The sequence below is a fragment of the Sporomusaceae bacterium genome, from assembly GCA_031460455.1.
Taxonomy (GTDB): Bacteria; Bacillota; Negativicutes; order Sporomusales; family UBA7701; genus Anaeroselena.
This window is the reverse complement of record JAVKTQ010000007.1, coordinates 13,606-34,159: the sequence shown is the minus strand read 5'-3', so window position 1 is coordinate 34,159 and position 20,554 is coordinate 13,606. Positions and strand designations below refer to the sequence as shown.

Here is a 20,554-nt window from a genome sequence, read left to right as displayed (position 1 = left end):
ACGCTTGGAACTGCAGAAACTGACTGCCCACGAATTGCACGCGCAGCTGGCCGCCAAGGCAGTGTCGGCCGCGGAAATAACCGCCGCGGTGTTTAACCGCATCGACGCGGTGGAAGACAAGGTGCGCGCCTATATAACCCAGACCCGCGACCTGGCGATGGCCCAGGCCAAAGCGGCGGACGCAAAAATCGCGCGGGGCGAGGATATTGCGCCGCTGGCCGGTATCCCCGGCGCCCTCAAGGACAATATGTGCGTCAAAGGGGTCAAGACAACCTGCGCTTCGCAGATACTGGCCAATTTCGTTCCTCCCTACGATTCGACCGTGGCCGAGAAGCTGGCAGCCGCGAATGCCGTGCTGGTGGGCAAGGCCAATCTCGACGAGTTCGCCATGGGCTCCTCGTGCGAGAATTCGTCGTTCTTCGCCACTCGCAACCCGTGGGACACCACGGCCGTACCCGGCGGCTCGAGCGGCGGTTCGGCGGCGGCGGTGGCGGCGGCGGAAGCGGTGTGGGCCCTCGGGTCCGACACCGGCGGCTCGATCCGCCAGCCAGCCGCGTATTGCGGTGTGGTCGGCCTCAAGCCCACCTACGGCCGAGTTTCGCGCTACGGGCTGGTGGCCTACGCTTCGTCGCTTGATCAGATCGGCCCGATCACCCGCGATGTTACCGACTGTGCCCTCGTCCTTGGGGCAATCGCCGGCCACGACGGCCGCGACTCGACCTCGATCGACGCCCCCGTGCCTGACTACGCCAAGGCGCTCATTCCCGACGCCAGGGGGCTTAAAATCGGCCTTCCCAAGGAATACTTCGTCGCCGGCATGGACCCGGCGGTAGAGAAGGCGGTTTACGCCGCCATCGACCAGCTCAAGGCGATGGGGGCCGAGTATAAGGAAGTTTCCATGCCCCATACCGAATACGCTCTAGCGACCTATTACCTCATCGCGACCGCCGAAGCCAGCTCCAACCTGGCCCGTTTCGACGGCGTCGGCTTCGGCCACCGCGGCGAGGGCAACGATATCGTCGCCATGTACAAGCGCTCGCGCACCGAGGGGTTCGGCGAGGAGGTGCGCCGCCGCATCATGCTCGGCACCTACGCCCTCAGCTCGGGCTATTACGACGCTTACTATCTCAAGGCGCTGAAAGTCCGCACCCTCATCAAGCAGGATTTCGACCGGGCTTTCGGCGAGGTGGACGTACTCATCGCCCCGATTGCGCCGACGACGGCATTCAAGGTGGGCGAGAAGGTGGACGACCCGTTGGCCATGTACCTGCAGGACGTATGCACCGTGCCGATCAACCTCGCCGGTCTGCCGGCTATCTCGCTGCCGTGCGGCTTTGCCGGCGGCCTGCCCATCGGGCTGCAGATCATCGGCCGGCCGCTCGGCGAAGAGACCATCCTGCGGGCGGCCTACGCCTTCGAGCAGGCCAACGACTACCACCGGCGCCTGGCGCCGCGGGGGGAGGTGTAGGAGATGGAATACGAAATCGTCATCGGCCTTGAGGTACATACTGAGCTGAAAACCGCCTCGAAGATTTTTTGCGGCTGCAGCACTTCGTTCGGGGCCGAGCAGAATACCAACGTATGTCCGGTCTGCCTCGGGTTGCCCGGTGTCTTGCCGGTCTTAAACGCCAAGGTGCTGGAGTTCGCCGTCCGCACCGGCCTGGCGCTCAATTGCCGGATATTGCCCTTCAGCAAGTTCGACCGCAAAAATTATTACTACCCCGACCTGCCGAAGAACTTCCAGACCTCCCAGTACGACCTGCCGATCGCCGTGGACGGTCACCTCGACATCGAGGTTGGCGGCGAGACCAGACGCATCGGCATCACCCGCGTGCATATGGAGGAAGACGCCGGCAAGCTGGTACACGCCGGCACGATCGCCAGGGCCGATTATACCCTTGTAGATTATAACCGCACCGGGGTACCCCTGCTTGAGATCGTTTCCGAGCCGGATATCCGTTCGGCGGAGGAGGCCAAGGCCTATCTCGAGAAGCTCAAGGCCATCCTCCAGTATATCGACGTATCCGACTGCAAGATGGAAGAGGGCAGCCTGCGCTGCGACGCCAATATCTCGCTCCGGCCGAAAGGCGAAACAAAGCTCGGCACAAAGGCGGAGATCAAAAATCTGAACTCCTTCAAAGCGGTGCAGAAGGGCCTCGAATATGAAGCGCTCCGTCAGACGGAGGTGCTCGAAGAGGGCGGCCGTATCGTGCAGGAGACGCGTTCGTGGGACGATGCCCGCGGCCAGACGGTGTCGCTCAGGAGTAAGGAGCAGGCTCACGACTATCGTTACTTTCCCGAGCCCGATCTTGTGCCGATGGTGGTCGACCCCGCCTGGGTCGAAGACATCAGGCGCAGCCTCCCCGAACTGCCTGACGCCCGCCAGGCCCGCCTCATGAAGGACTATGGCCTGTCGGCCTACGACGCCGGCGTTATTACCGCCAGCCGGGCGATGGCCGACTACTTCGACGCCACCGTGGCCGCCGGCGCAGAAGCCAAAGCGGCGGCCAACTGGATCATGGGCGAGCTTTCGAGGCATCTGAACGCCGCGGGCCGGGAGATAGAAGAATGCCAGGTTGCCCCGGGTCAACTGGCGGCGCTTATCGACCTGCTCGTCAAAGGCACCGTCTCGGGGAAAATTGCCAAGACGGTGTTCGAGGAGATGTGGGCCAGCGGCAAGGATGCCGCCGTCATCGTGAAGGAGCAAGGCCTGGTGCAGATTTCCGACGAGGGAGCGGTGGTCGCGATTGTGGAGCAGGTCATCGCCGCAAACCCGCAATCGGTAGCCGACTTCAAGGCGGGCAAGGAAAGAGCGCTGGGCTTCCTGGTCGGTCAGATAATGAAGGAGACCAAGGGTCGCGCCAACCCTGAGCTTGTCAACAAACTGCTGCGCGAGCGGATGTAGCGGTGATGCCGGTTAACGTCATGCAAAGTTCATCAGTCCGATCGCTGAGCATCAAATATATAGTCGCTCTTAGCCTCATAGCCCTGCTGGCGCTGGCTGCCTATTTCACGCTACGCGAACTTATAATTGGCGAACAGGTGAGCGCAGCAGTCATCAATGTCAGCGGGCGGCAGCGGATGCTGTCGCAGAAGGCGGTGCTGCTCAGCCAACAATTGGTGATAACCCCCGGCCCGGCGGAACGGAACCGACTGCGGGCCGAACTGCGGCAGGTCATCGCAACGATAAGCGATGCTCATTACGCGCTGGTGTACGGTGACCCCGAATTGAGACTGCCGGGTGGCCTGTCGCCGGCGATGGGGGCACTGGTGTTCAACCCGCCGGTCATGCTGGATGCGAAACTGCAGCAGCATTTCGCCGCCCTCGGGGCGCTGCTGGCACTCGAAGATAACCAGCTTACTTATGATAACCCCCAACTAGCCGCCATCATGGCGTCGGTCGACGGACTGCTGGCAGCTCAGGACGCGATGGTCGCCCAGTTTCAGCGGGAGAGCGAGGAGCGGGTCGCAAGGCTGCAAGCTCTGGAAAGACTGGTGCTGGGGCTGACGCTGCTGGTACTGCTGATGGAAGCTATGTTTATCTTCCGCCCGGCGGTGCAGGCCATCGCCCGTGAGCAGGAACAACTGGCGGCAGCCAACGTTGAGCTGCAGCGGCTATCCAACCAGGACGGCCTGACAGGCATCGCCAACCGGCGGGTTTTCGACGATTTCCTGGACCGGGTCTGGCGGCAGGCCATGCGGGACCGCGAACCGGTTTCGCTGCTGATGGCCGATATCGATAAATTCAAATTGTTTAACGACACTTACGGCCACCAGGCGGGCGACGACTGCCTGCGCCAGGTGGCCTGGGCGATAGCCGACGTCGCCGGCCGAGCCGGTGACCTGGCGGCGCGCTACGGCGGCGAGGAATTCGCCGTCGTCCTGGCCGGCACTGATTCCATGGGCGCGGCGGTCGTGGCCGAAAAAATCCGGGTGGCGGTGGCCAGCCTGAATATCGCCCATGACGCCGGCGTGGACAAGGTGGTCACAATCAGCCTGGGATTGGCGACAATGTCTCCAAGGGACGGCGAACGAACCGAGAGCCTTATCGCCGCCGCCGACCAGGCGCTATACGGTGCTAAGCAGCAGGGGCGCAACCGCGTTGTTGCGGTGCCCGATAATAGCGAGAGCGGGGGATGATTATTTATGGAAAAAACGAAAATGCTTGATCTTATCCGCGACCTTACCGCTATACCCGGCGGCGCCGGACGCGAGCAGGCGGTGGCAGCCTATATGGCCGAAGCATTCCGCCGCCACACGTCACGGGTGGAAGTGGACGCGGTCGGAAACGTGTATGCCTTCCTCGGCCAAGGCGAGCGCAGGGTTATGGTGTCGGCCCACACCGACGAAGTGGGAATGTTCGTCAAGTACATAAACGACCAGGGCTACATCTATTTCGAAGCCAACGGTATCCTCGACGAGCGGGTTCTGCTCGACACCAAGGTTGAGGTTATCGCCGGCGACGGCACTGTCCATGTTGGCGTTATCGGCATTAAGAGCCGCCACCTGATGACGCCGGAGGAACTGGCCCGGCCGGTGAACATCGGCGACCTGTGGCTGGATGTCGGCGCCGACTCGGCCGCCGCCGTGGCCGCGCTAGGCATAAAGGTCGGCGATCCGATCGTCTATCGCCGCCATTTCGATCTCCTCGCCGGCGGTCGGTTCACGACCAAGGCTATCGACGACCGGGCCGGCTGCGCTGTGCTGCTCGCGGTGGCCGAGGTCCTGGCCGCCGAGCCGCTGAATTATACTCTCTGCCTCGTAGCCACCTCCCAGGAAGAGATCGGCTCCCGCGGCGCAAAAGTGGCTGCCCAGCGGCTGAAGCCCGCTATCGCGCTCTGTATCGACACTGTACCGGCGGCCGACCCCTATACCCCGCCCCAGCAGTCGGCAGCGAGGCTGGGCGGCGGTCCTGTCATCCGCACGGCCGATTTCCTGACCCATGCCTTGCTCGGCGCCGTATACAGCGCGAAAATCGTCCGCGAGCTGCGGGCTGCCGCCGAGGCTGAGGGCATCCCCTATCAGGAGGACGTTTTCCGCACCTGGACGGACGCGGCTACGGTCGCTTATTCCGGTGAGGGCGTGCCAAGCGGCGGAGTTTTCATGCCGCGGCGCTGCAGCCACGCTCCGGTGGAGGTGGCCGACATCGGCGACATCGCCAACACCGCCGCCTTGCTTAGTGTCTTTTTACGCCGGCTTACGGCAGATGCGGTGGACGACTTGACGAAGTTTTTGTAATAACGCAAAGAAGCTTCCACGGCGAGGCTGCCTGAAAAGGTCCGAATGGACCTATTAGGCAGCCTCGTTTTTGTCTATCAGATAGAAAAATTTCTGAAAGATATGAGGGCAACTATTGCTTCGCCTGCGCCTCAAGAGGCTTGGCGAAGCAAAGTTTTCTAATGCATGAAACGAAAATGGCCCGCGCATAATGGTACTGTGATCCTGTCGACAGGGAGGCGAAAAAATGCTGCGAGGCAAAGCGCCATGGAATATCCGGGACGTGGCTCTTGTCCATTTTATGCGGCTGGCGGTAGGTTTTATCGTCGTAAGGTTTGTTTATCCGCTGTTCTTCACCGCGCCGCCGCCGGTAGTGGAAGTTACCGACCGGCTAGTGGTCGTCGTCCTCGTCTGGTTCGCCGTTCACCGCCACGGCGGGACACTCGCTTCCTGGGGGCTGGCTTTCGCCAGACCGGTCCGCAATCTTGCCGCCGGGCTGGGCGGCGGCGCCGTTCTCCTTGCTGTCAGCCTCTTCACCGAGCGCATCTATACCACCGTGCTTTTCCTGTCGCCGACCCAGCATCCGCTGCTGGCGATGGTCGAGCAGGCTTTCTCGTGGCGCGATCTGGTGCTGCCTTTGTTCTTAGCAGGGCTGGCGGCGCCGGTCGCCGAGGAGGTGCTTTACCGCCTGTTTACCTTCACCGCTCTCCGGGACCGCTTCGGTCTGTGGGGCGGGGCGGTGCTCAGTGCCGCCATATTCGCCCTTTTTCACTTCAATCCGTTCTGGCTGGCCGAGATGGTGGTCGTCGGCGTCGGTCTCGCGGTTCTCTACCACTGGACGGGTTCGTTGCTGGCCTCTATCGCCGCGCATTCTTTCATCAACACGACCAAGATCGCAATGCTGTTTTACAATGTGCCGCTTATTTAGACAAGGAGGTGTCGCTATGCCATACTGCCGTTCCTGCGGAAACCGCCGCTTGTTTGCCGCCAGCAGCGTTCCGCCTGCCGCTCCGACCGCCAACGGTTTCGCTTCCGGTCTCCTCGGTGACTTCGACACCGGCGGTGAGCTTGTCACCATTACCCGCCTCGGGGCCGATAAGGCGACCGTCAGGGCAGCCGGCGGACAACCGGCAGATTATTTTGATACCTGCCTCGTCTGCGGCAGCCAGGATATCGACTGGTCGGGCTGATAGCCGAAAAAGGAATACAGGCTTGGGAAGGGGAATAATTATCCATAAACGCCAAAGGGAGGAAAGAAAATGACTTCTCAAGCCTGCCCGAAGAGCAACTGGGAAAAAACTGCACCGTCCGTCGACGTCCTGGCCGCCCTGGTGGCGAGTTTTGGCGAGGGGGTTTGAAGCAATGACCAAACGGCTGGAACTGCCGCCGGAGAAGCTCCGCTATTTCTGCACCGATGACGCTCTCCCGTTCGAGACGACAGCCACGGTGCCGCCGCTCGATGTCATGATCGGCCAGGAACGGGCCGTCAAGGCTATCGAATTCGGCCTATACGCCAAAAATTTCGGGTACAACATTTATGTGTCGGGCCTGGTGGGAACCGGCAAGATAACTTACGCCAAGGCGGCGGTGAGCAAGGTCGCCTGCGGTGAGCAGGTGCCGCCCGACTGGTGTTATGTGAATAACTTCGAAAACGCCGGCCAGCCGGTCGCGCTAAGTCTGCCGGCGGGAATGGGCAGCGTTTTCCGGCAGGATATGCGGGAACTGGTCGACGACCTCAAGAACGACATTCCCAAGGTCTTCAGCGGCGACGACTATGAGCAGGCCAAGTCGGCCGTTATGAAGAAATTCCAGGACAGCCGCGGCCAGATTATGGACGTTTTCGGACAGCAGGCCGAGGAACACGGCATCCTGCCCCAGTGGACGACAACCGGGTTCGTGGGGCTGCCGGTCGAGGGCGGCAAGCCGCTGACGCCTGAGGAGTTCCAGCAGCTTGACCGCGATAAGAAGGAAATGATCGAGAAGCGGATGCTGACCGTCCACGAGAAGGCCATGGAGGCCATCCGCCAGGTGCAGCATTTGGAGCGCGAGGCGCGTGAGGAGCTCAAGGGACTCGATTCCAAGGTCGGGTTGTTCGCCGTCGGCCACTTCATCGACGAACTCAAGGCAAAGTACGCAGCCTTCGATACGGTCGTCGCCTACCTGGAAGCCGTGAAGAACGACGTGGTCAAAAACATTAACGACTTCAGGCCGGCTGCTGAAGACGAAAGCAACCCGCTGCTGATGTTCCGCAAGAGCATGCAGGAGGCGGTGAAGGACAAGTACCAGGTAAATTTGCTGGTCGACAACCGCGAAGTCGAGGGCGCTCCCGTCGTGGTCGAGGTCAACCCGACGTACTATAACCTGGTGGGACGGGTGGAGTACGAGGCCCGCATGGGCGTGGTCAACACAGACTTTTCGATGATCAAGCCGGGGGCCTTGCACAGAGCCAACGGCGGCTACCTCATCCTCAACATCAAGGATATCCTCGCCAACATGGGCGCCTGGGAGGGGCTGAAACGCGTCCTCAAAACGAGGAAGCTCCATATCGAGAACCTCGGCGAGCAGTACGGGATGCTGGCAATGGCGTCCGTCAAGCCCGAGCCCATCCCGGTCAACGTCAAAGTCATCCTTATCGGCAATCCGTACCTGTATCATATGATTTTTAACTACGACGAAGATTTCCGCAAGTTGTTCAAGGTTTACGCCGACTTCGACACCGAGATGGCCAATAATGCGGCCAATATCGGCAAACTGGCCGGATTCGTCGCATCCACCGTCCAGCGGGAGAAGCTGAAGCACTTCGAGCGGGCGGCGGTGGCAAGGGTGGTGGAGTACGCCACTCGCCTGTCCGGCAGCCAGCACAAATTCACCACTCGCTTCAGCGAAGTGGTCGAGCTATTATGCGAGGCGGATGCCTGGGCGAGCGTCGACGGCGCCGAGCTGGTGGGGGTGACCCATGTCCGCCGGGCGATCGACGAGAAGAGGTTCCGCTACAACAAGTACGAGGAAAAGCTGCAGGAGATGTTCGCCGACGGTAAACTGCTGATCGACACCGACGGGGAGAAGGTCGGCCAGGTCAACGGCCTGGCGGTGCTGTCGGTGGGCGAGTATATGTTTGGCAAGCCGTCGCGGATAACGGCCAACACTTTTCTCGGCAAGAGCGGGGTCGTGAATATCGAACGGGAGACCAAGATGAGCGGCACTAGCCACAGCAAGGGGGTAATGATCCTCGGCGGATACCTGGGGCAGCAGTATGCCCAGGAACGGCCGCTCACCCTCACCGCCAGCCTGACCTTCGAACAGCTCTATGACGGGGTCGACGGCGACAGCGCGTCGAGCACCGAGCTGTACGCCATCCTGTCCAGCCTGTCGGGTGTACCCATTCGCCAGTATATTGCCGTCACCGGGTCGGTTAACCAAAAAGGCGAGATCCAGCCCATCGGCGGAGTCACGGAAAAAATCGAGGGCTTCTTCGCGGTGTGCAAAATCAAAGGGCTGACAGGCCGCCAGGGCGTCATGATCCCTCACCAGAATAGCTCCAATCTCACCCTCGACGACGAGGTGATCGAAGCGGTCAGAGCCGGGAAGTTCCACATTTGGCCGGTGGCGACAGTCAACGAGGGGATCGAAGTTCTCACCGGCGTGCCGGCAGGGGAGAAGGGCGCCGACGGAACCTTTCCGCCCGGCACCATCCACCATCTTGTCGTCAAGCAGCTGACCGTCTACACCGACACGCTCATCAAGATGGGCAAGTCGGCCGAGGAGCACGGCAGCGGGGCCGGACCGAAGGATGGCGGTACATGAGCAAGCAGCCTGTCGAGCGCGGCGGGAAGTACGGGCTCGACATAACCAGCCTGGGACACAGCGGTGAAGGCGTGGGCCGGTACCACGGCTTCACCGTCTTCGTGCCCGAAGCGTTGCCGGGCGAGAAGGTGACGGCCACCGCCGAAGTCGTCAAGCAAAATTACGCCAAGGCCCGTCTCGACGAGGTGCTGGCGCCTTCGCCCGACCGCACGGCGCCGCGCTGCGCCGTTTACCGGCGCTGCGGCGGCTGCCAACTCCAGCATCTGTCCTACCCGGCGCAGTTGGCCGCCAAACGACAGACGGTGATTGACGCCGTTTCCCGGATCGGCAAACTGGGCGACGTCACTGTCCATCCGACTCTTGGCGCGGCCGAGCCATGGCACTACCGCAACAAGATGCAGTTTCCCGTGGGGCTTTCGGGCGGCCGGCTGGCGGTGGGCTGCTTTGCCCCCGGCAGCCACGACATCGTCGATGTGGACGACTGCAATATCCAGCATGCCGCCAACAATGCCGTCGCCCGCGCTGTCCGCGCCGCGCTGGCCGAGCTCGGTATTCCGCCGTACGACGAGAAGAGCGGCCGCGGCGTCGTCCGCCATGTTCTTGGCCGGGTGGGCACAGCCAGCGGCGAGGTCATGACGGTGATCGTCACAGCCACCGCCGACCTGCCCCAAAAGGAGAGCGTCATCGCCAGTCTGCGGCGCGATATCCCGGGGCTGGTCAGCGTCGTTCACAATGTTAACCCGGCGCGGACCAACGTCATCCTCGGCCGCCAGACGGCGACGATCTGGGGGCGGGATACCATCGTCGACCGTATCGGCGATTTCCTGTTCCGCGTTTCGGCCCGCTCATTTTTCCAGGTGAATACCGCCCAGGCGGCGGTATTGTACGGCAAGGCGGAAGAATACGCCGGCCTTACCGGAACGGAGACGGTTATCGACGCCTACTGCGGCACCGGTACAATCACGCTTTTTCTTGCCCGCCGCGCCGCCAGGGTTTACGGTATCGAGGTGGTGGCGGACGCCGTCGCCGACGCCCGCGCAAATGCGGCCGCCAATGGCATCGGCAACGTGGAATACATCGTCGGCGACGCGGTCGAGGTTATGCCTAAGCTGCGGGCGCGCGGCGTGCAGCCCCACGCAATCGTCGTCGACCCGCCGCGCGCCGGCTGCGACCCGGTTGTGCTGGAGACCTTCGTCCGCATGCGCCCGGAGCGGATCGTGTACGTTTCCTGCAATCCCGCGTCGCTGGCCCGCGACCTCGCCGTCCTGGCGGGCGGGGGGTACCGGGTGAGGGAGATTCAGCCTGTCGATATGTTTCCCCAGACTTACCATGTAGAGTGCGTGGCACTTGTGGAAAGGAAAAACAGCGAATAAAGACTTGTCCCCAAGGCTTTATTGGTTGCTGTATTAAAAGAGGAGATCGTTTATGCAGCAGTTGATCGAAAAATTACAGAGCCGCAACATAAACGCTTATTGGGTTCGAAACAGTGCGGAAGCAAAAGCGATTGCCTTGGAGTTAATCCCGGCCGGGGCTACGGTTGCGATGGGTAATTCGCTTAGTCTCCGCGAGACGGGGATTTTTGACGCACTAATCAGCGGGAAATACGACGTCATAAATCAGTTCGAAGCAGGTATTTCGCCCGGCGAAAATATCAGCCGCCGTAAGCGGGGCTTGCTGGCCGATGTGTACTTTACCGGCACGAGTGCCGTGACAATGGATGGCGAGTTGGTCAATATCGACGGCAAAGGCAATCGGGTTGCGGCAATGCTGTTCGGCCCCGATAAGGTAGTTGTCGTTGTCGGCAGGAACAAGGTAGTTCGCGATCAGGCACATGCGTGGCAACGCCTGCGGGAAAAGGCTGCTCCCTCACTGGCCCGCAAGTTGGGGCGCGCTACTCCCTGCGCCACTAGCGGGGTATGTTCGGACTGCAGTTCACCGGAGAGAATTTGTCGGTGTTACACGGTAATCGGCAGCCAAATGCCGGCAGATAAGGAACGCATTCATGTCATAATAGTGGATGAAGACCTGGGAATATGAGCGGGGGTGTAGGCATTTTCGCGATTGCGGGAAATCGCTGTAACACCATTTTGCAAGAGGAAATTTGACGGGGAATCATGAAATAAATAACGAGTAATTCTATGAAAGGGAAGAGAGCTATGGACCTTAATGCACTGCTGGCGGAGAAGAAAAAAAAAGCAAATGAGAATAATAAGCCGTTTCCTAAGAACTCGAAAACTACACCAGGGAATAACAATCAGCGTCAGATGCCGATGCGAAAAAGCGGCCGAGGGAAATAACAAAAAAGGTACGCCTGGTTAAATGCCAGGCGCACCTTTTTTGTTGATTGGGTGCAGCCGAATGTTCTTATGAGGGACGCCCCCGTCTGGCTGGTCTGCCTTTTGCCCCCCGATGACTCGGAGGAGGCGAGCTCTCGTCGGTTTTAGGCTTGCGGCGGCTTCGCAGGTTACTTCCGCCATGGGCGGGAGTATTTTTGGCAGCTAGCTGTTTTTTCCTGGCCGGAGGAGACAGGGGGGACTTCCTCGCGGTCGCTTGGCCATCAATAGTCTCGTTATCTACAGCGCCTTTTGTTTCCTTGGATTTTTGCCTTTTAATTGAGGCCCGGATGCCTTGCTCGATTATACGCAGGTATGAATGTTCTCCCGGGACGACGAATGTCACAGCTGTACCGGTCTGTCCAGCGCGGCCTGTTCTGCCGATGCGGTGGATATAAGATTCGGTGTCATGAGGGATATCGTAGTTAAAGATGTGGGTAACGCCCTCGATGTCGAGACCCCTGGCGGCTATGTCCGTTACAACCAGTATTTGCAGCTTTGCCTCCCGGAACCGCTTCATCACTTGCTCGCGCTTCGCCTGAGACAGATCGCCGTGAAGCTCGTCCACTTCGTAGCCGCGCTGAGCAAGCGCGATGTTAAGAGATATGGCGCGCTGCTTTGTGTGGCAAAAAACCATCGCCAGATAAGGGCGATATTCATCTATCATACTGCAAAGTCTGTCAAGTTTTTCTTCCTGGGTTGTCTCCACAATAATCTGCTTGATTTCGTCCAGCGTCACATTAGGGGTCTGAACACGGATATCGACAGCTTTTCCCATATACCGCGCAGCCAGTGAACGGATTTTCGGCGGTATTGTCGCCGAAAATAACATTGTTTGGTGCTTGTTGGCGGTTTGGTTAATGATTTCTTCGACATCATCCAAGAAGCCCATATGGAGCATTTGATCCGCTTCATCCAGCACAAGCTTGGACACTCCGGCAAGGCTGAGCTTTTTGCGGCGGATAAGATCCAGCAAACGGCCCGGCGTACCTACTACAATGTGCGGGGGGCTTTTTAGCTGGTTAATCTGTTTCTCTAAGGTATGGCCGCCAAATAAAGCCTGGACATCAACAGCAAACTTATCGCCCAGTTTCTTGGCTTCTTTGGTAATCTGCAGCGCCAGTTCTCTGGTAGGGGTGACGATTAAGGCCTGAACATAGGGCTTGTTAGGCTCAATGCTTTCCATAATAGGCAATAAGAAAGCCAGTGTCTTTCCCGTACCCGTCTGCGCCTGAGCAACAAGGTCTTTTCCCGCCATCGCCACGGGAATTGCTTTTGTTTGAATCGGCGTAGGCTCGGTAATTCCCATTTGCTGCAGAAAACCGTTTACTTCCCGCCGGATGCCCAGCGTCAAAAAATCGTGGGACATTTATGATACCCCTTTGTTTTTTAGTTACTGTTCCGCCCTTAGTCTGCACAGGCCATTGGCACGGTATTCTGGGGAGCGCCAGGCATCGTAGGCTGCCAGGGCGGAGTGGACAGGCTGCTACAAAAAAGGGACTTACCGTTAGGTAAATCCGCAAATTTACGAAAACATGGGAAGCTCAGGATTAAAGATGACGTGCACCACAGGCTATATACTTATGCTAGCACACTAACTAGTGCAATGCAAATTCTTTTCCTTGCGTTGGCCGCATAAAAGGCTCAATGCGGCTTTGCCCATTATCTGCAAGGTATCTGTGTTGCGACGTATGTCAATAATATAGACATGAGAAAGGCAATTTATTTATTTCTGGGAGGTAATACTATGGCCCAAGACAAAACGCTAACCTGCCGAGATTGCGATAGAGAATTTACTTTCAGCGCATCTGAACAAGACTTCTTTGCCGAAAAGGGCTTCACAAATGAACCCGGCCGTTGCCCCGATTGCCGGGCAGCCCGCAAGCAACAGAACCCCGGTGGGGGCTATAGCCGCGGTGGCGGTGGCTTTCAGCGACGTGAGATGCATCCGGCTACCTGTGCGGAGTGCGGCCGGGAAACACAGGTACCCTTCCGCCCCAGCGGCGACCGGCCCGTATATTGCAGCGATTGCTTTAGCAGAAACGCCCGTCACTAGTTAAAACTGAATGCTTGCCGCAAGAGAAGATTATTGATTGGCCGGAAATGTAGTGTCGGTCGACTCCGCTTCGCCTGGATTGGCTTCCAGGCGAATTTTGTTTTATGGATTTGCGAATATATGGGATGAACGCCAGGCGCCGAAGAAGGCGATCGTCTGACAGGGCAGGTCGCTGCTAGCGGCCTTATCTATGAAGTGGTATAATGAGTCTAGCCTTTGCGTAAGGAGAAAGTTCACCTGATGAAAAACGTCTATGACGAGGTAAAACACTTTTTCGAGGAGGAAATGGCCAACAGTCCGGCGGTAAGGCGCGACTGGGTGGAAGGCTTCCTGCGCCAGAAGGCGTGGGGAGGCGCCGGAGACGACGGTCTCCGGGAGATCTGGACCAATCTCCGGATGTTTTTCCTTTACCTTGACCATACCGAGGCCGCCGACATCGAGGATATCCCCCGCAAGGAGTACAGCCGGGTGATCCAGTGGCTGGCGGTCCATGTCAAAGGTTTCAAAGCGACGCTGAAACCCGTGCGGCGGTTTTTCAACGTCTTGATCGATTTTTATCGCTTTCTCGCCCTAAAAAAACTGGTGACCGACACCAGCGGGCTGGAGCAGGCGGCCGAGGAAATCGCCGGCGGCAAGAAGATCAAGCTGGATGACCGCAACTCGGCTATGCGCAAAGCGGTAGACACCCTCAGCGAAGAACTCGATCAGGTTGTGAACGATATTGTCGAGGGGCTGATGCTTAAGCTGGGGGCTTTTTTTCAGCGCAAGGAGTTCAATGACGACTTTCAGCGGGCTCTTTTTCTGTTTGCCGGTCCGCTGAGCACCCTGCCCGATACCGAGCCGGGGGAATTCAACCTGTTTTGGCAGGAATTTTGGGATTTTTTCCTGTTCGACTACCGCCTCCTGGCGAGCGACGATACGCCGCTCAGACATTTCGCCGCGGCCCACATGGACGTGTTCAGCGACGAGGAACGCCAGATAATGGATGAGCTTCTCAACGCCCGCTTCACAGTATTCACCGTCCATCGCGTCTTGTCGTCGGAATGGGTGGAGTGCACTAATGTGTTCACCGACGAAAAGTTTCGCCTTCCCCATCCCGAATTCGACTATAAGACGATGAAGAAGCTGCTTTTTTTCGGGCATGTCTTTGCCCGCGACACTGTCATGGTAAACTATATCACCAGTGTCGAGCTGAGCCCAAACCTCCGCCGCCGCATCAAGGAAGAAGCGCAGCACCAGAAGGCGATTTTCGATATTCAGCAACCCGGCGCCAGTTGGGAGGATTTCTTCGACCGCCACGCTCTGGCTTTCCGCCACACCGTCGACTCGCTCATTACGCTCGCTAAGGTCAACGTTACCCCTTTCGCCCAACTGGAGCGCAAGTTTCCGCCGATCGTCGTCACGCGGGCGCCTGATACGCGAGTGAGCCGCCTGTTTACGAAACTGATGCCGGAATATGGCTTTTCAAAGCACGATCTCGACCTCGCCCGGCGGCTATGGCACGATTTCAGCCAACTGGCGGTCAACGCGATCCGCAAGCCCGGAGCCTGGGCGGCCGCAGTCGTGTACGCGTACGCCCAGATCAATTCTCCCCAGGGGATATCGGCCGAACAACTGGCCGCCGATTTCGACGTATCGACCTCCAGCGTTTACGCCAACCGCGATAAGATTTTCCGGGTACTCGATCTGACGAAATTCGATCCCCGTTATCTCAATGAAGAGGGGTTCGTGTATTCCTTATTCATGTCCTGACGGGAGGGAGTATGATGAAATGTCCGACTTGCGGCCGGGATACTGCGTCGCATGAAACCGGCTGCCCGTATTGCCGGGACAGCGAAGCCCAGGTCAAGGTGCTCACTCCGGCTGAGCGCGAAAATTTCCAGGGGGTTACTCTGGACGACGGACCGGAGGATGAGCGCCGGGACCGATATGATAACGCCGGACAGCGCCAGCGAGTCTATGTTCGCCATGTTTCCTTCGGCGGCAAGTCGAGCCTGCTGACCAAGCTCGTTCTCCTGGCCGTCGTCGCCGTAGTCGTGTTCGTCGTCCTGCCGATGTTCTTCCTCTTTTTCGCCGCCGTCGGCCTGGTATGGTTCATTGCCAGCCTGCTGCGCCGTTGAGGAAATGATCGCGTCGAAGTCAAAAGCCGCCTTGAGGGCGGCTTTTTCGCTGCTTAGAATGAGCCTGTATTGTTGTAAGTGGGCGTCGTTCTGTTCTTGAAGACTTCAAGCACTTCGTCGATGTCGACAAGCAACTGGGCTTTGTCGTGGGGCAGCGTTCCTGCGAGAGGCAGAAAGTTAGAGACGTGGTTGCTGCGGAAGATGCAGGGGCTGGCTACGTCGACATGCTCCACCATCAGTTTGAGTTCCTGCAGCAGGCCGAGGGGGGAGAGGGGGTGGAAGTCGCCCCGGTCGGCCGCGGCCCTGAGTGGGGTGCCGTCATGGAGCATGAGGGTGAGGGCGCTGAGCATCGTAGGGCTGATTGCGCTCACTACCCGGGCTGTGCCGAGAGCGTGTTCGCGGCTGCGCTCGGCGCCGCCCAGACCGAGGATGACCATGACCGACAGCTTGATGCCGGCCGCTAAGACCCGGCGTCCGGCGTCGATCATCTCGGCGGCGGTGCCGCCTTTGGAGACCCGGGTGAGCACTTCGTCGTCGCCGCTTTCGACGCCGAGGTAGATGATCTGCAGGCCGGCCGCCTTGAGGGCAGCCAGTTCGTCGGGCGTCTTGCGCAGGATATCTTTGGGGCCGCCGTAGCAGGTCACGCGGGCGAGCTTGGGGAAAGAAGCCCGCAGTTTGGCGAGAATGGCTAGCAGGCGGTCGGTTTTCAGCACGAGAGCGTTGCCGTCGGCCAGGAATATGCGCCGCGTTTCCGGCCAGTGGCGGGCCGCCGTGTCGATGAGCGCCGTCACTTCTTCCTCGGGACGGGACCGGAATTGCACTTCGCGGTACATGCCGCAGAAGGAGCATGCGTTATGGGAACAACCGATGGTCACTCTGAGGATGAGGCTGTTGGCTTCGGAAGGGGGGCGGAAGACCATGCCTTCGGCGTTGTCGAGATACATTTTGCGTTAATCCTCCCAATATGGGTTTGGACTCCCTCATGTTACGGCAAGGAGTTTTTCTTTGAGTTTATGGTACCTGGCAGTGAAGTAAGGTCCGTTCTGGGCTTCGCGGTGGTCGAAGCCGTAGACCCGGCGGCTGATGGCGAGCACCGGCGGCGCCTGGATTCGCTTGGCCACCGCCATGCCGGTGTAAAGCCGCCACCATTTTTCGAGGTCGGCGATGAATTCCGCGGCCGTCGGGAAGAGGCGGGCGGTAAGGCCGTCTTCGCAGCCCAGCCGCGTTTCCAGCTCGCCGGCCGCGTACCAGCAGAGGATGTCCTCGGGGGTAGCCCTGTCCCACCATTCCATAAAAGCCCGGAAGAGATAGTCGTGGTAAGGGTATATCAGCGGATCCCCCTTGCCCTCGTCCACCGCCTGGGCGTGGGATAGCTCTGCGCTCGGGACGAGGCGGAAGACGGATGCCGGGATAATCTCGCGGCCGAAGACGCTTGTGTTGATATATTCGGCGACGGCGTATACCTGGTGTTTCCAGAGATCGGCCAGCGCGGCCAGGAATCCGGCCTGATCGCCGTAGAGCGTGGCGTAGCCGACGGTAATCTCGCTCTTGTTGGCGTTGCAGGTGAAGCCGCCGCCGAACGCCGCCGCCAGACCGGCCAGGACGCGCGCTGAACGGTCGCGGGCCTGGATATTCTCGGTCATGAAAGGGGTGACGGTCAGGTGGAAGCGGCTGCCGTCCCTCATGTTCACGATTTCCGTGCGGCTTAGCTGCTCCACGGTGAAATCGACCGCCTCCTGGATGGGCAAGACGGCGTACAGGCAGCCGAGGTTCTTCGCCAGTTCCGCGGCAAGGTTCTTGGTGGTGGCGGAGTTGTAGACGCTGGGCAGATTGGCGAGCAGCACCTTATCAGGTCCGAGGATGTTGGTGTACAGCGCTGCCGCGACAGCGGAGTCGATGCCGCCGGATACGCCGATAACGACCCGGTCCAGGCCGATCTGGGCCAGGAAATTGGCTACGCCGTAACGGAGCGTTTGGAAAATGGCTGCGATCCCCTGATCGTCCGGAACGGTCACCGGCGCAAGGTTTTCACTTCGTGTATCGAGGTCAAGGTCGACCGTCATCATGGTCGGGGCGAACGGCGGGCAGTAGGCGACGATTTGGCCGCCGCCGTCGTAGACGGTGCTGAAGCCGTCGAAGGTGTACACCGTTTTGCCGTTGTTCTGCAGGCCGACATTGTTAATATAAATTAAGGGGATGCCGTTTTCCTGCGCTTGTTTGGAGAAGACGCGGTTGCGCTTGTTGTTTTTGCCGAGGGTGAAAGGCGAGCTGGAAATGTTGACGATAAGCTCGGCGCCAGCGCTTTTCAGGATTGTGACGGGTTTGAGGCCGTAGTCGTCGCTCCAGCCGTCTTCGCAGAGGATGCAGCCGATATTGACGGTGTGGCCGCCGATGTTTACGGCGACCGGACGGAGAAGATCGGCCGGCTGTCGTCCAAGGTCCAGAGCCAGTTTGCGCAGGCTGTAGAAATGCCTGGAGTCGTCGAATTCCCGGTAGTTGGGCTGGAGGGACTTGATGCGGAACTTGTAGGGAAACTGCTCGCCGCCAAGTAATTGGCCGTCCTGGGCGACGAAAAAGGCGTTGTATTTTCGCACCCGGCCGTCATCGCCGCGTTTCGCCCAGTCGACACCGACATTGCCGAACATGACGCACAGGCCGCGGGAGGCGGCGACGATGCGGCGCCCGTATTCCTCGCAATCTTTGAGAAAGGCTTGTTGCTCCCATGTATCGCCGAGCAGGTAGCCGGGAACGGCCATTTCCGGGAAAACCACCAAATCTGCCTGCTGCCCGCGAGCTTCGTCGATCATTGTCAACATGGCGGCGCTATTCAGATCCGGTCGTCCCGGTATTACCTCCATTTGGGCCAGGGCGATTCTAACCAACAGAAAGTTCACCTCGCGTGTTGCCGATCAGGAATTTTACGGCACGTTAGTAAGAAACAGGAATGTTTGCGGCTGCTGTGGAAATGCTGTTATTATCATTCTCTGCCGGCAGGTTTATTCCTTTTCGCCCGGGGCAAAAAACGCGTTCCGTGCAGCCGGGCGGACTGCGGTGAGAGGCAGGCTTTATAAACAGCTAAAGGAGATGACAAGATGTTTGACAAAGTACTGGCTGCGGCCAGACGGATCGACGGTGTAGCCCACCGCACACCGGTTATGACGTCCAGGCTTCTTAACGGGGTTACCGGCAACACCGTATACCTCAAGTGCGAGAACTTCCAGCGGATGGGGGCTTTCAAATTCCGGGGCGCGTACAACGCCGTTACAGCGCTGCCGCCTGAAGAGCGTGCGCGGGGCGTCGTGACTTATTCCTCCGGCAACCACGCCCAGGCAATCGCCCTCACCGGCAAGTTGCTGGGCATTGCCACGACCGTTATCATGCCCTCCGACGCACCGGCGGTGAAGTTTGCCGCCACCGAAGGCTACGGGGCGACGATAGTTAAGTACGACAAAGAGAAAACGACGCGGGAGAAGGTGGCCGACGAGCTGACCGCCCAATACGGTTATACGCTGATCCCGCCCTTCGATCACGAGGAGGTCGTTGCGGGACAGGGGACAGCCGCCAAGGAACTCATCGAGGACACCGGCAGCCTGGATTACTTATTCTCTCCCTGCGGCGGCGGCGGGTTGCTTTCCGGCACCGCCATCAGCGCCAAGCATCTTCTGCCAGATTGCCGGGTTATCGGCGTCGAGCCCGAGTTGGCCGACGATGCCGTCCGTTCGTTCAAAACGGGCGAACTGCACACCGTGCATAACCCGCCCACGATCGCCGACGGTCTCCGCACGCCCTCGCTGGGGAAAATAACTTTTCCGCTTGTGCGCAAGTATGTCGATGATATGGTTACCGTCAGTGAAGAGGAAATAATCAGTACGATGTACTATCTGTGGACCCGTCTCAAAATAGTGGTAGAGCCCTCGGGGGCCGTCTCGCTCGCTCCTCTGTTCCACCGCAAGCTGCCCATCGTCGGCAAGCGGGTCGGCGTCATCCTCAGCGGCGGCAACGTCGATGTTCGTGAGGTCGGCAAACTGTTTGCAGCGGTTAGCGGCTGACTACAAGGAAAAATTTGCGGTCGCTGGAAAGATTTACAGGGAAATGGTCGAGAGTGGCGAACTATACATAAAGCAGTACCAAGTCCAAAGGGGAGATACCTTCGATGCGTCGCCTTTTTTTCGCACTAGTCGTTTTGTTGCTTGCCGGCCTGCTGTCCGCGACGACGGTAGCCCATGCAGATGAAGGGACGGCAATCCGCAGGCCGACGGTCGCCATGCTGCCGGTAATCAACAACTCCGGCCAGAAACGGACCGAATACATTACCGATATCGTCACCGAAGCCCTTTACGTCAAGTTCGGCACCGGCCGTTACCTGCTTGTGGACGGTCAGGCGCTGAATGATGCCCTGCGCCGCCAGGGTATCGACGATGTTCGCGCGGCCAGCGACGCCGCCCTTATCGGCGCTCTGAGGAACCTGGGAATCGATTACGCGGTCAGGGCTGAGATTCACCCGCTTATCATCCGGCAACGGGTTCATTTTCCCGACATTTTCCTGCTTATGAAGGCTTGGTCGGCTTCTGTGCCGGTCACTTTCACCGCCACCAACGTCCGTACCGGCGGCTACGCGTACGAGGCGTATATCAACGAATATGCCAAACACGATTTCTTCATCGGGTTCGCCGACCGTCATCAGGCAATCCGCCTCGCCCTTGATAAGGTCGTGGAGAAGTTTGCCCTGGAGCAGATCAATCTCGAATAGGGAGCAAACTTCCAGAAACAGGTTTGACTAAAGAGACGGGCGATTGGTATAATAACTCAAAATATCATACGGCAGAGGTGCCCCCGCCAAACGGGGGATAATAGGGAAGTCGGAGCATGTCCCATGCTGCCACGCGGTCCCGCCACTGTACCGGGGAGAGCCTGCACAGCCACTCGCGAGGGGAAGGCGCAGGCGTCGAAGAACCGGGAGCCAGGAGACCTGCCTTTGCCGTCGATACGAACCTTCGCGGAAAGGTGAGTAATCTCCCGGTTAT

The 20,554-nt window shown here is 59.2% G+C and carries 17 protein-coding genes and 1 riboswitch; of the genes, 14 read left to right on the top strand and 3 right to left on the bottom strand.

What is annotated here, in order from left to right:
• Positions 1-4: 4 nt before the first annotated feature.
• The 9 genes from gatA (at position 5) to RIN56_11535 (ending at position 11,058) form a co-directional block, all read left to right on the top strand.
• Positions 5-1,468, top strand: a complete 1,464-nt coding sequence (gene gatA / locus RIN56_11575) for an Asp-tRNA(Asn)/Glu-tRNA(Gln) amidotransferase subunit GatA (protein MDR7867450.1) — start codon at positions 5-7, stop codon at positions 1,466-1,468.
• A 3-nt stretch (positions 1,469-1,471) separates the two neighbouring features.
• Positions 1,472-2,905 carry an Asp-tRNA(Asn)/Glu-tRNA(Gln) amidotransferase subunit GatB gene (gene gatB, locus RIN56_11570; GenBank protein MDR7867449.1) on the top strand — a complete coding sequence of 478 codons (1,434 nt, stop codon included), beginning with the start codon at positions 1,472-1,474 and terminating at the stop codon, positions 2,903-2,905.
• 20 nt (positions 2,906-2,925) lie between these two features.
• Positions 2,926-4,140 carry a diguanylate cyclase gene (locus tag RIN56_11565; GenBank protein ID MDR7867448.1) on the top strand — a complete coding sequence of 405 codons (1,215 nt, stop codon included), beginning with the start codon at positions 2,926-2,928 and terminating at the stop codon, positions 4,138-4,140.
• 6 nt (positions 4,141-4,146) lie between these two features.
• Positions 4,147-5,238 (top strand): M20/M25/M40 family metallo-hydrolase, encoded by a 1,092-nt coding sequence (locus RIN56_11560; GenBank protein ID MDR7867447.1) that lies wholly within the window; start codon positions 4,147-4,149, stop codon positions 5,236-5,238.
• 226 nt (positions 5,239-5,464) lie between these two features.
• Positions 5,465-6,145, top strand: coding sequence for a type II CAAX endopeptidase family protein (locus RIN56_11555; GenBank protein MDR7867446.1), 681 nt, complete (start codon positions 5,465-5,467; stop codon positions 6,143-6,145).
• 16 nt (positions 6,146-6,161) lie between these two features.
• Positions 6,162-6,407 carry a hypothetical protein gene (locus RIN56_11550; GenBank protein ID MDR7867445.1) on the top strand — a complete coding sequence of 82 codons (246 nt, stop codon included), beginning with the start codon at positions 6,162-6,164 and terminating at the stop codon, positions 6,405-6,407.
• Positions 6,408-6,579: 172 nt separating this feature from the next.
• Complete coding sequence (locus RIN56_11545; protein ID MDR7867444.1) at positions 6,580-9,021, top strand: ATP-binding protein; 2,442 nt, start codon at positions 6,580-6,582, stop codon at positions 9,019-9,021.
• Complete coding sequence (rlmD, locus tag RIN56_11540; protein ID MDR7867443.1) at positions 9,018-10,394, top strand: 23S rRNA (uracil(1939)-C(5))-methyltransferase RlmD; 1,377 nt, start codon at positions 9,018-9,020, stop codon at positions 10,392-10,394. The genes RIN56_11545 and rlmD overlap by 4 nt, the downstream gene beginning before the upstream one ends.
• A gap of 52 nt (positions 10,395-10,446) precedes the next feature.
• On the top strand, positions 10,447-11,058 hold the full coding sequence (locus RIN56_11535) for a lactate utilization protein (GenBank protein MDR7867442.1): 612 nt from the start codon (positions 10,447-10,449) through the stop codon (positions 11,056-11,058).
• Between the two features lie 327 nt (positions 11,059-11,385).
• Here RIN56_11535 and RIN56_11530 read toward each other — a convergent pair whose 3' ends face one another.
• The gene (locus tag RIN56_11530; protein ID MDR7867441.1) at positions 11,386-12,723 is read right to left on the bottom strand and encodes a DEAD/DEAH box helicase; all 1,338 of its coding nucleotides are present in this window, start codon (positions 12,721-12,723) and stop codon (positions 11,386-11,388) included.
• Positions 12,724-13,101: 378 nt separating this feature from the next.
• Between RIN56_11530 and RIN56_11525 the strand changes: the two genes are divergently transcribed.
• The 3 genes from RIN56_11525 to RIN56_11515 all read left to right on the top strand — a co-directional run bounded on the left by RIN56_11525 (position 13,102) and on the right by RIN56_11515 (position 15,530).
• Positions 13,102-13,410: a zinc-ribbon domain containing protein gene (locus RIN56_11525; protein MDR7867440.1), complete on the top strand. Its 309-nt coding sequence runs from the start codon at positions 13,102-13,104 to the stop codon at positions 13,408-13,410.
• Positions 13,411-13,650: 240 nt separating this feature from the next.
• Positions 13,651-15,162 (top strand): hypothetical protein, encoded by a 1,512-nt coding sequence (locus tag RIN56_11520; protein MDR7867439.1) that lies wholly within the window; start codon positions 13,651-13,653, stop codon positions 15,160-15,162.
• Between the two features lie 14 nt (positions 15,163-15,176).
• The gene (locus RIN56_11515; protein ID MDR7867438.1) at positions 15,177-15,530 is read left to right on the top strand and encodes a hypothetical protein; all 354 of its coding nucleotides are present in this window, start codon (positions 15,177-15,179) and stop codon (positions 15,528-15,530) included.
• Between the two features lie 53 nt (positions 15,531-15,583).
• On the opposite strand, the gene RIN56_11510 is transcribed toward RIN56_11515, so the two are convergent.
• A complete protein-coding gene (locus tag RIN56_11510) occupies positions 15,584-16,474 on the bottom strand; it encodes a radical SAM protein (protein ID MDR7867437.1) in 891 nt (296 codons plus the stop codon).
• Positions 16,475-16,510: 36 nt separating this feature from the next.
• A complete protein-coding gene (gene nadE / locus RIN56_11505) occupies positions 16,511-18,412 on the bottom strand; it encodes an NAD(+) synthase (GenBank protein ID MDR7867436.1) in 1,902 nt (633 codons plus the stop codon).
• Between the two features lie 210 nt (positions 18,413-18,622).
• On the opposite strand from nadE, the gene RIN56_11500 reads away from it, so the two are divergent.
• On the top strand, positions 18,623-19,579 hold the full coding sequence (locus RIN56_11500) for a threo-3-hydroxy-L-aspartate ammonia-lyase (GenBank protein MDR7867435.1): 957 nt from the start codon (positions 18,623-18,625) through the stop codon (positions 19,577-19,579).
• A gap of 104 nt (positions 19,580-19,683) precedes the next feature.
• Positions 19,684-20,280, top strand: a complete 597-nt coding sequence (locus RIN56_11495) for a hypothetical protein (GenBank protein ID MDR7867434.1) — start codon at positions 19,684-19,686, stop codon at positions 20,278-20,280.
• 58 nt (positions 20,281-20,338) lie between these two features.
• A riboswitch (cobalamin riboswitch) is annotated at positions 20,339-20,522 on the top strand.
• Positions 20,523-20,554: the final 32 nt, after the last annotated feature.